Consider the following 11,671-nt stretch of genomic DNA (forward strand, 5'->3'; position numbering starts at 1 on the left):
ATGGCTGACTGCAAACTGGGGGATATCACGTGCGTTGCCGGCAACGTGGTATCGGGAGCCGTGGACGACGCTATAACCAACCTGGGCAAAGCCATCACTGAAGGCATGAGCCAGATGGTGACGACGTTATCCACGTTCTGGGTTTCCATGCCGACCGTGAACCTGACCAGTGAGGACGGATCAGCAGCGAGTCCAGTGGTATCCGCCGTGAACAGTGAGCTGATGCCCTGGACTCTGGCCCTGGCCGTCCTTGCCGTAATTATTGGCGGCATCCGAATGGTCTGGGAACAGCGCGGGGCGCCCTTAAAGGATCTGCTCCGGTCGCTTCTCACACTCACCCTGGTTTCAGGACTCGGTCTGGGAGTCATCGCCATATTAGTGATCGCAGCCGATACCTTCGCGGCCGCGATCATCCAGAGGTCCACAGATGGTAAGGGTTTTGCCGAGGCAATGAATGGCCTGGTTATGACCGGTCAGAGCGGTATCGCCCGGTTCATTCTGATCGTTCTGGGCCTGGTTGGCTTGATCGCATCTTTGGTGCAGATAGTGCTGATGGTTGTCCGCAGCGGCATGCTCGTGATACTGGCGGGCATCCTGCCAACCACGGCCGCCTTCACAAACACGGAAATGGGCAGGCAATGGTTCCAGAGGGCAGTCGGCTGGACTATCGCCTTTATCCTTTACAAACCGGCGGCAGCCATCGTGTATTCGGTCGCGTTCCTACTGATGGGCAACACCAGCGGCCGTGACGCTCTGGTGGGTTCCATCAGCGGATTCACGCTGATGATCGTGGCGTTGTTCGCGCTTCCAGCCTTGATGCGGTTCGTCACCCCAATGGTCGGAGCCGTTGCCTCCGGCGGTGGCGCGGCAGCCGGCGCCGCGTTCGGTGCTATTGCAACCGGGGCTGTCTCCATGGGCCGTCCCGGCAGTGGACGAGGTAACGCGACACCGATGCCGGCCAGCAGCAACAGCACGTCCAACACCCACACGGGCAGCTCTCCAAAGGGCAGCGCTGGTTCTTCGGGCCCACGGGGTGGGGGAGGACAGCCGACGCCCGGCACTACAGGACCGGGCGGCGCCGCAGGCACCGCAGGCAAAGCGGGAGCAGCCGCACCGGCCGGAGGTGCTGGGGCTGCGACGGGAGCCACGGCCGCGGGCCCGGCCGGCATGGCCGTAGCCGCAGGCGTACAGGTGGCGTCCAGGACATCAGAGGCAATCAAGACGACCGCGCAGGATTCAACCGGGGAGGGCCCCAGTGGCAGCAATTAACACCGAATACAAGGAACCGTCCTACGGTAACTGGCGCGTCCCGCGCTCAGCCGGCCTGGGCAACCTCGGCGCTATCGGCACCGGCATTGTCATGGCCGGACTCCTGCTGGGCATCGTCAGCTTCGCCATCTGGGGCCTGTTCGTCGGCCTGGGCGTCCTTGCCGTCGCCGGCGCCTGCGCGCTGCTGCTTACCGTGAAAGACAAGCACGGCCAGTCCGTAGTAGACCGTTTCGGTACCCGTCTGGCTTTCAAGGTCTCCAAGTCCTCCGGCACCAACCTGTACCGTTCCGGCCCCCTTGGTGTGACCAAGTGGGGCATGTACCAGCTGCCCGGGCTGGCGGCGAAGTCGACCCTGTACGAGTTCGCCGATTCCTACAAGCGCCCTTTCGCGATGCTGCACGTCCCGGCGACCAGCCACTTCACCGTGATCTTCTCCACGGAACCGGACGGGGCTTCCCTTGTGGATCCGGAGCAGATTGATGCCTGGGTCGCGAACTGGGGCGGTTGGCTCGCCGGGTTGGCAGACGAGGCCGGTCTGGATGCCGCGGCCGTGACCGTTGAGACGGCCCCGGACTCGGGGTACCGGCTGCGGAATGAGGTCTTGATGAACATCGACCCGAACGCTCCGCAGTTCGCCAGGGACATGCTGCATGAGGTCGTCGACACGTACCCGGAGGGCTCGGCCACGGTGCGTGCCTGGGTGTCCCTGACCTTCAACGCATCCCTCCGTGCGGGCTCGAAAAAGCGCACCCCGGAAGACGTCGCCCGCGACCTGGCCTCCCGGATCCCCGGCCTGTCGGCCCGGCTACAATCCACCGGGGCCGGGATCGCCCGGCCCATGTCCGCGCAGGAACTCTGCGAGGTCGTCCGGATCGCCTACGACCCGCCCGCAGCGCTGATCATCGACGAAGCCCACGCGGCCGGCACTCCGGTGTCCCTGAGCTGGGGCGAGGTCGGTCCGACCGCGACGCAGGCCTGTTGGGACGACTACCGGCACGACACCGCCTTCTCGGCGTCCTGGACGATGACCGGCGCTCCCCGCGGGTCCGTGAACTCCTCCGTCCTGTCCCGTCTCCTGGCCCCGCACGGGGACATTGACCGCAAGCGCGTCTCCCTGCTGTACCGCCCGATGGACTCCGCACGCGCCGCAGCCGTCGTTGAGCGGGACCAGAACAACGCCAACGTCCGCATCACCTCGGGCACCCGGCCCACGGCCCGTGCCTTGGTGGATGCCCGCTCGGCCGTGCAGACTGCCCAGGAAGAAGCCCAAGGTGCGGGACTGGTGAACTTCGGCATGGTCGTCACCGCCACCGTCACCGACAAGGACCGCCTTGCAGACGCTGTCGCTGCGATTGAACAGACCTCCGGTACCGCCCGAGTGCTGATGCGCCGCGCCTACGGGTCCCAGGACACCGCCTTCGCAGCGTCCCTGCCGCTGGGGCTGGTCCTGCCCAAGCACAGCATGGTGCCCACCGAGATTAAGGACGCCCTCTAATGGCACGCCTGAAGCTTTTGACAGCAAAGAAGGCAAAGACAGTAAAAGCCTCGGCTAAGGAAGCGGGGCCGGGCTCGCGGGGCTGGACCGGACGGGGCGGTGGCATGGCACAGCTGCTGCCCTCCGTGCGGGAGTACCGGGGAACGACCGTTCAGGTCTGCGGGCTGTGGCCGTTCTCTTCTGGTGCCTCATCACCCATGGTCGGTGTCCCGCTGGGCCGGCATGAGGAAACGCAGGCAACGGTGTGCTGTGACCCGATCAGCTGGTTCCAGCGGGCGCGGCTGATTTCCAACCCGTCGGCGTTCATCCTCGGCAAACCGGGCTTGGGAAAGTCCACGGTGGTGCGGCGGATGTTCATCGGCCTCTCCGCCCAAGGCGTGCACCCACTGATCCTGGGCGACCTCAAAGGCGAGCACGTCAAAGCCGTGCAAGCCCTCGGAGGGCAGGTGATCAAGCTCGGCCGCGGCGTCGGCTCCATGAACATCCTCGACCCGGGCCAGGCCGTCGAAGCGGCCCAGCTGCTCGAAGACAGCGGCCACCAGGAAGATGCCGCCAGGGTCCGTGCCGACGCTCACGGCCGGCGCCTGACCATGGTCGTCTCCCTCATCACGATCAGCCGGAACAACCCTCCCACGGACCAGGAACAAACGATCCTGGACCGGGCGCTGCGCGTCCTCGATGAACGCTTTGACGGCGTCCCGGTCCTGAAGGACCTGCTGGACGTGATCGTCTCCGCACCGGACGAGCTGCGCCAGGTGGCACTGGACCGCGGCGACATGAACGTCTACCTGCAGGAAACCCGGGCACTTGAAGCGACCCTGCTGGCCCTGACCGGGGGCGGGAAGCTCGGCGAAATTTTCTCCCGCCAAACAACGAACCCGATGAAGCGTGACCGGGCGGTGGTCTTCGATGTCTCCAGCATTGACGAGACCGAGACGGACCTGCAGGCAGCTGTGCTGCTGGCCTGCTGGTCCTACGGCTTCGGCACCGTGAATGTCGCCAACGCCCTCGCGGACGCAGGGCTGGAGCCGCGCAGGAACTACTTCGTGGTTCTGGATGAGCTGTGGCGGGCCCTGCGTGCCGGCAAGGGCATGGTTGACCGGGTGGATGCCCTGACCCGGCTCAACCGGTCCGTCGGCGTCGGGCAGATCATGATCTCCCACACCATGTCCGACCTGCTGGCACTGCCCGCAGAAGAGGACCGGATGAAAGCACGCGGTTTTGTCGAACGCTCCGGCATGGTCATCTGCGGCGGCCTCCCCGCCTCTGAGATGCCGCTGCTGACCTCCGCAATACCGCTGTCCCGCCAGGAACAGCAAAAGCTCATTTCCTGGCAGGATCCGCCCGCGTGGGACTCCCGCGGGGTCGACGTCGAACCGCCAGGGCGCGGGAAGTTCCTTATTAAGGTCGGCGGCCGCCCGGGTATCCCGGTCCAGGTCGGGCTGACCTCGGTAGAGCACGGCCCGGACGGGGTCAACGACACCGACGGGAAATGGCACGGATCCCCTGAACCGATCCTTGACCCGCCAGCACCCGTCATGCCAACTGAAGGAGGCCCACTGTGAGCGCACCGAACCGCAAGGGAATGGGCCTCGGTGACGCCATCCTCGTATGGCTGGCCATCGGCTTCATCGTCGTCTTCGGCGGCGGCACCTACGCCGCTGTCCACCTTGGATCCTGGATGGCCGGCATCGACGCACCGCCCGCCCACCCCATTGACCTGATCGCCGGGCTCATCAAGGGCAAGGTGCGATGGCCGACCCAGTCCACCATCGTTGTCTGCGTCATGGCCGGGTTGGTCCTGGCGTTTGCTGTTGTCGTCCTGGTGGCGTGGCGGAAGGGTGCGTCCAAGCGCGCCCGCGTGGACAAGGCCGCCCGGTACCTTGGCCGTGGCAAGTCCCTCGCCGCGTTCTCCGACAAGGGAGCGCAGGCTAAGGCCGAACGGCTGGGCATCAAGGACAACCCCGGCATTGTTGTCGGCAAGGTGGTCTCCACCGGCCAGAAATTCGTCCAGTCCTGGGAAGACCTCAGCATCGACATCTGGGGACCCCGAACCGGTAAATCCACCTCGCGGGTGATGCCCGCGATCCTGGACGCTCCCGGCGCGGTGGTTTCGACGTCCAATAAGCGTGACGTGGTGGACGGTACCCGTGGCGTCCGCGAAGCGACCGCGCCGGTGTGGGTCTTCGACCCGCAGAAGATCGCCCAGGAAGAACCGGACTGGTGGTGGAACCCCCTCTCCTACGTCACAGACGAAGAGAAGGCATACAAGCTCACGCAGCACTTCGCGGTCGGCTCCCGGGTTCCGGGGTCGAAGCCGGATGCCTACTTCGACCCCAAAGCCGAAGACATCCTTTCCTCCTACTTCCTCGCTGCAGCACTGGGCGATCTGCCGATCACGCAGGTGTACCTGTGGGTGACGGAGCAGGTCAGCCAGGAACCCATCGAAATCCTCCGGGAGCATGACTACGAGCTGCAGTACAAGGGCCTGGAGTCCACGCTGAAGCTAGCAGACAAGCAGCGCGACGGTATCTTCGGCACCGCCGAGAAGATGATCCAGTGCCTCAAGAGCCGCAACACGCTCTGCTGGGTCGCCCCCACCCGGGGTGCCAGCGTGGCCACGGATTCGCGCCGGCAGTTCGACCCGCACGCCTTCGCCGCATCCCAGGAGACGATCTACATCCTCTCCAAGGAAGGGGCAGGCTCAGCCGCCCCACTCACTACCGCCCTCACAGTGGCGATCGCTGAGGCCATGGAAGAACGGGCAGAGCGCAGCGGCGGGCGCCTGCCCAAACCGGCACTGTTCGCCCTGGACGAGCTGGCCAACGTAGTTCGCTGGGCCGGCCTGCCGGACCAGTTCAGCCACTACGGCTCCAAGGGCCTGATCGTCATGGGCATCCTGCAGTCCTGGTCCCAGGGCGTCGAACTCTGGGGCGAGGCGAACATGCGCAAGATTTGGTCCGCCGCGAACGTCAAGGTCTACGGCGGCGGTGTCGCCGAAGAAGGCTTCCTCCGCGCACTCTCGGACCTGATCGGCGACTACAGCTACATCAACGTCTCCGTCTCCTCCGGCAAGACCGGGTCCAGCCGCTCCCGGCAGGAAAGCAAGGAACGCATCTTCGACGTCTCCAACCTCGCCGAACTGGACCGCGGCCGCGCAGTCATCCTCGCCTCCGGCGCCCCCGCCACACTGGTCCGCACCATGCCCTGGTACACCGGTCCGCACAAGGACGCTGTGGAAGCATCCATCACTAAGTACAGCCCGCAGCCGGAGCAAGAACCGGTACCGCTTGCAGCGGCACCGGTGACCAATCCATGGGTGACCCGGGTAGGGGAGTAGGCCGTGACGATAGACATCGGACGCTTCAGTGAAGCTCCCCGCTCGGACTCTCTGGAAGCTGGCGCTGATGGCGGCGAACACCAGAAGCCCCCACAACTGGTTTACGGTTCGGCCGAGGAATTCCTGCATGAGCAGCTGCTGCCCACCTACGTCCGCGACGTCGACGGCCGGGCAGCGAAGTGGTGCACGGAGTGGTATTTCCACCCGGAAGCTGTCTGCCGTGTAGAGGCGCTATGGCGTGCCTGGGAACACCTCAGGCTCGACGGGGCTAGCGGCATGAGCGTCTGGTTCAAAGACCACGCCGACCACCACATGAGCGTGCTCCTCGACCCGCACGGACCGTTCTATAAATGCGATATGCAAAAGCACCGCGACCCCGAACACCTCGAACCAAAGAAGGCCCCGACCGGCTGGTTCCCGGATGTGCGGACTATTCCCGCCTAGAAACGGGCAGCTACACGATGAGGGGCAGGCAATAAAATAAGTCGGGGCTGGAATCCGTTATAGATCCCAGCCCCAACTTTTCTTTGTTTCGGCTCTAGTGAGCTGCTTCGTACTTCTCTACGACTTCCGCTTGAATACGACCACGAGTATTTACCTGGATGCCGTTCTCAACCGCCCACATCCGTACCGCTTTAGCGTCCGGCCCACCCTGCGAGGACTTCGTGCGGGCCGCCGGACGACCACGTCCGCCAGATACCCTTCGTCCAGCGTCGGTAAATCGACTCAGGGCTCCGCGCAAGTCATTCGCGTGCCCCTCGTTCAAATCAATCACGTATTCTCTGCCGTCGAGGGCGAAAGTTATCGTCTCGCTAGCTTCCGAGCCATCAATGTCATCTTCCAGAACCACGACCGTCTTTTTTGCCATAAAACCATTTTAACAGCCTGCTGAACGAACGGATGCGCCACGGGATGTAATTAGTAATCAACTGAGGAGGCCAACCAGGACGGCGGCCAATTTTCGAATCAGGTGGGCAATAAGAAGTACGCGGCGAACGGCACTGACGAAGCGCGCAGTCCACGGTTGGGGTCAATCCGGGTTATCCGCGGCTGAAACCGGGAGCCATCGGGAAAGCTCCCTCAGCAGCAGTAGCGGTGGATAGCCCATCAGGATTGTCCCCGGCTGTGGCCAGCGGAACCAATCGTCCAGATGACCACCGAGCGATGGAACAACAGCCTTTGCTCCATCTCCTAGTCTCCCCCACGGGAATCCGCTCACCCTTCAGGGAACTGCCCGGCAGCAGTTCCCGCTTCTCTAGTTCTGTCTCCGGGTACTTATGCTCACAGCCCTTCACCCTTCCTTTGGGTCACTCTTAACGGCTTTTGAGAAACCGTTCACGGGGAATTTCGGGACGGCTGATTGCCTCACTTCTTTCGCCTGTTACTTCCTCCGGGAGCACACTGAGGGCCGCTATACCTAACGATGCGGCGATTGCGCTTGCTACTCGGGAATTGGTCCAGTACTTGTCGTGGGCGAGGGACATACGATGGCTATGACGAGGATCCCATCGAGCGGTTGGGTCACCGTACGATCCGACTGCCGTGGACCACACGTTTTCAGCGAGCCATTGGCCCACCCCAAACACGAAGGGCTTAAGCGCTGTATCCCGCCTTGAGTGGAATATGTGTTCTTCGGGGTTGGGTATCAACTTTTTGTTGTACTCGCCATCTGGTGGTGCACAGAACACCGAAGGGATGGCCGCTGCTAGAAGGAATATATGCGAGACCACAGGCCCGCGGTAGCGTGTTTTTCGGCCTCTGATCTGTTCGACGGCGTGAACGATTACCCTGCAACCTAGAGAATGACCCAAGAGGACAACCTGCTGATCAGTTCTCAGGCTTTCAATCAATTCAGCTAACCGTTCCCCGGCTCTTAGAGCATCAGGAACCCGAACTGGATACGTTGTAAACGACGCCGTCCTGTTGTTGTGATCACCAGGCCAGTGAAACCCATACACTTGATCACCTGAACGCAGCTTGGCAAGTTCCCCCAAACGTCCTTCAAACTTGTCAAAAGAGTTCTTGGCGTCCGATTCCGAGTTATGGAAGCCATGCACCAAAAGTATGATCCTTCGTGCAGTTTTCATCGAAGAGGGCAAAGGGCGCTCTCGCATCTGATTCGAATCAATTACCCGGGCCCCTCCGGCGGCCCCTCGGACGGATATGGCTTCCACAGGTCATCCCCCCAATCGACGCCATCGTTCCAGTCCAGCAGAGACGTCGCGAATGACCCAAGAAAGAAACCCACCGGCAAACGTACTGACCAAAACGGTTGCCCCAAGGTTCGCTGACGTTGCGACGGAAAATATAGACCCGCACGTTCCTGACAGGGCTAATGCGCTCCCCGATATGTACCTTCGCCATCGGCGACCAACTGAAATTTGGAGCAAATCTACGTTTTGACGAGCCCGAAGAGCTGCCTCGACCTGTTCGTCATCCTCCACTGCCGGCTGGCGACTCCATCCATGTCGATGGCGGGGCTCAATGCTTGTCGCCGCACCCGGAGATTTGAGTAAGTGTCGGGCTCCCACCATCGCCTCGTATAGAACTGGATACCTTTCAGGTGCACGCATTGCGGCTTCGACAGCTTCCGAGACCTGTGCGGTCAATTGCTCAATTGGCAGGTCAAATAGGAGCATCTCATCCTGGATGTCACGGGAGGTGCGCTTGAGAACCCCGGGGAGCCCGTCTTCCCGTGGCCGTTCAAGGGCTTCGTCTCGAATGATTCCCGAAGCAAGCAACAACTCCACAACCGCCGCTTTGCCTTTGTGGCGTTGGATGGGGTAACTTTCTCCAGACATTCGACTCGATAGCCACTCTTTCACCTGCCCTCGCTGGTACCAACCCCGGAGACGGAACAAGCGCTTTGCAGCTTCTAAAATCGCACAGCTTAAGAATCCACTCGCTGCTGCAAGGGATACAAGATATGCGGGTTCCATTGGAATATGTGCGGTGTCAGCGGTGCTAGCTGCGGCAACGGATACAGCAACCAGAAATAGGAGCACCGGAGTTGCTTCCGTGAAGAGCACGTCCAGTCGTCCCATTATTAGCCCACGTTGCTCATATATTCGGCTGACCATGTGCTAAAGATACGGCACGGTGACGGTTAGAATGCATGCAGACAGTGTCACTGCCGACAGACAAGGGAGTTGACAGGGGTTCGAGGCAACGCCACCCCCGCCGACGGCGCCGAAACAAACCTTCGGTGAAGCGCCAAGCAGGTACGTAGTGGTCACCAACGTAATCGAAGTGAGCATCAGGAGCCCCCAACTGTTCTACGGCTCTGCCGAAGAATCCTTGCAGGAGCAACTGTTGCCCAGTTACATCCGCGACATTGCCGGCCGCGCCGCTAACTGGTGCATCAAGTGATACTTCCACCCGGAAGGCCGTGCCCGGTGTAGAGGCGGTTTTTTGTTTGTTCTGGTTCTGCGCGAGCGGCTTCGTACTTCTCTACGACTTTTGCGAACTCTCAGTGTGCACCACGGCGGTGGCCAGGAGTCGTTCACTCCCGGTGTCCCACCTCGTAAGGTCCTCGGTCCCTACAAAACGGTCCTGATGCCGTTCTCCCAATAGGGTCAGCACGGTAGGGGGACCTCATGAGGCCCTGATCAATTCCCTGCTAATAGGGGCCGGTCCTGACCGCGTCCCTCACAGCCCTTTTCGCGCAAGTCTACGAGGCCGTTGTGCAAGCGGACGGTCTCGCCGACCTGGCTGCCCGCTCCTGATTGTTCCCAAGTCTCACAGGTCAAAAGCCGAGGCCCGGGAAACACACTTTTTGATGCGCGGTCGGGAAGGCCTTCTACAGACCTGGGACGGGTAGTTGTGAGGGTTTATCAGGAGCCGGCAGGATGCTATCCACCACTTCCATAGTCAACTCTCCTAGTTCATGTGCTTCAAGGGGTGTCTGATGCTTGAGCAGCGGATGGGGTGTGATCCACCACCTTGCGGTTGACCACACGGCCGTCACTTCGTCTTGTCCTGCTGCCTCGGCAAGCAGATGGCTTCTCCGGTTTGCCTCAGCAACCGGCCTAGCGATCTCATTTGTATTCCTATCGACTTGGAATGTCGGGTATTCATAAGTGGTGTAGAGCGGCAGGCCCAATAGAAGATGCTTCTTACGAAAGTATCGAACGCGGTCGGTGCGGCGAGATGGGGTCAATTCGGGCCCCAAGAGCAGACCCATTCCACCCGCAGGCTGGGTTTCAAAGGAATGGAGGAGTTCCTTCCGGTCCAATGTCTCCATGTCATGCGGTGCGTAGTCGGATTGCCATAGGGCAAGCCGTTCCCAGCCGACGGGGAAGCCCATAGCCTCATGCGGTTGGTCCATGGCTGCCAGTCCATCGTTTAGGTACTGGAGGATTTCATTGCGCCATCTTGTCCCAGGATGGGTGCGAGCGAGGAGATAGGCGAGGACGGCGAGGGTTCCGTAAACGCGTGTTCGGCTCCCTTCGTCCTCGAGATGCGCGAGCTCGGGGATCCCGGATGGTACTGCCAGCGTGGTTGTGATGTTCTTGTTCCACAACCTTGCGTGATGAGCGCAGACATTGCGGACGTATCTAATGTGGTTTAGCCAGTTCGCCAAGGTAGCGAAATCTCCGGACGGCACGGCGTTGTGAACGTCAAAGGCTGCGGCAATGCGCTCCTTATCTGCGCGTGCCATGCCGGAGTAAAGCGAGGCCAAAGTTCCGAATGACAGGATCTCGGTGACAGCCCAGGTGGGCAGCGGACCACCGTACTTGCTCTTGAAGTGCTGAACGAATCCTTCCTGGGAGCGGGATTCCTCCCTGTCAACCTCTCGAAGCCAATCTGCGTGGTTGCTGTCCAGCCATGTGGAGTATTTGAGGTTATCGTTGGATCTTTCAAAACCCGTGAACGCGGAGTGCAGGGCCTCAGGATCCCTATGGGCAAAGGGATGGCTCTGGCCTAGCAGGTGTCCCACACGGAACCGCAGTGCCACTTCAAACATCTCGATAGCGTCAAACACCCTCATTCTGAGGCCACGATCGAACTCGTAGATCCTCTGCACCTTCTTCATAGACGTTCCTGGGACGAACGTGGAGAGCCGACGCTCGGCGAAAGGAGAAGTGGTGGCTTCTCCTTGCGATTGGTTCTGCGGCGGCATGGAATGAACTCTTCGCGGGTCCGGAGCACGAAACAGATACGAATAACCCGAGAGGCGGTAGTAGCCCACATTTCGGAGCAGGGTCATGGCTTCGAAGTCATCGTCGATCTCCATGCCCCGAGAGCGAAGACGCCTAATCTGGTCAGGAACCGTGAGGAAGGTCTTTGAGTAGTCCACTGGCATGGACCAATCCAAGCGGCTCATCGAGGAAAAAGAAAACTGGCCGCCTCTCCTTGTACGGAGAATGGCGACCAGTCGTGTTGAATCCATTCTGACACAAAAATGTCCTCTGATGTTCAACCGTTCAAACAAACTGAACCCTACGTCCCCGGCGGAAGGTCTAGGTGCACTGTCCCCGCAGGTGGGGTTGTTAGCGGCCATGAAAAACTGCCCATAGGCGGCCACGAAAATGCCCACTGACGGCCAGTAGAACTGCCCATCGGTG

The 11,671-nt window shown here is 61.3% G+C and carries 8 protein-coding genes; 6 read left to right on the forward strand and 2 right to left on the reverse strand.

Going from position 1 to position 11,671, the window contains the following annotated elements; translation table 11 throughout:
- From PV772_RS15900 to PV772_RS15920, 5 genes are read left to right on the forward strand one after another with little or no spacing between them, the layout of a single operon-like run.
- The gene (locus tag PV772_RS15900) at positions 1 to 1,269 is read left to right on the forward strand and encodes a hypothetical protein (protein ID WP_347886767.1); all 1,269 of its coding nucleotides are present in this window, start codon (positions 1 to 3) and stop codon (positions 1,267 to 1,269) included.
- On the forward strand, positions 1,256 to 2,764 hold the full coding sequence (locus PV772_RS15905; RefSeq protein ID WP_347886768.1) for an SCO6880 family protein: 1,509 nt from the start codon (positions 1,256 to 1,258) through the stop codon (positions 2,762 to 2,764). Before PV772_RS15900 ends, PV772_RS15905 begins: the two co-directional genes overlap by 14 nt.
- Positions 2,764 to 4,329, forward strand: coding sequence for a DUF87 domain-containing protein (locus PV772_RS15910; RefSeq protein WP_347886769.1), 1,566 nt, complete (start codon positions 2,764 to 2,766; stop codon positions 4,327 to 4,329). Before PV772_RS15905 ends, PV772_RS15910 begins: the two co-directional genes overlap by 1 nt.
- Entirely contained in the window at positions 4,326 to 6,104 is a 1,779-nt protein-coding gene (locus tag PV772_RS15915; protein WP_347886770.1) for a TraM recognition domain-containing protein, read from the forward strand. The genes PV772_RS15910 and PV772_RS15915 overlap by 4 nt, the downstream gene beginning before the upstream one ends.
- Before the next feature lie 3 nt (positions 6,105 to 6,107).
- Positions 6,108 to 6,548 carry a DUF4913 domain-containing protein gene (locus tag PV772_RS15920; RefSeq protein WP_347886771.1) on the forward strand — a complete coding sequence of 147 codons (441 nt, stop codon included), beginning with the start codon at positions 6,108 to 6,110 and terminating at the stop codon, positions 6,546 to 6,548.
- Positions 6,549 to 6,642: 94 nt separating this feature from the next.
- Here the strand turns inward: PV772_RS15920 and PV772_RS15925 are convergent, their stop codons facing one another.
- Positions 6,643 to 6,972, reverse strand: coding sequence for an Lsr2 family protein (locus tag PV772_RS15925; protein ID WP_347886772.1), 330 nt, complete (start codon positions 6,970 to 6,972; stop codon positions 6,643 to 6,645).
- A 2,360-nt stretch (positions 6,973 to 9,332) separates the two neighbouring features.
- Here PV772_RS15925 and PV772_RS15930 point away from each other — a divergent pair.
- Positions 9,333 to 9,473 carry a hypothetical protein gene (locus PV772_RS15930; protein WP_347886773.1) on the forward strand — a complete coding sequence of 47 codons (141 nt, stop codon included), beginning with the start codon at positions 9,333 to 9,335 and terminating at the stop codon, positions 9,471 to 9,473.
- A 430-nt stretch (positions 9,474 to 9,903) separates the two neighbouring features.
- Here PV772_RS15930 and PV772_RS15935 read toward each other — a convergent pair.
- The coding region (locus PV772_RS15935; RefSeq protein WP_347886774.1) for an Abi family protein at positions 9,904 to 11,671 on the reverse strand (1,768 nt) is incomplete at its 5' end.

This window comes from Pseudarthrobacter sp. CC12, assembly GCF_039907755.1.
GTDB classification, from domain to species: Bacteria; Actinomycetota; Actinomycetes; order Actinomycetales; family Micrococcaceae; genus Arthrobacter; species Arthrobacter niigatensis.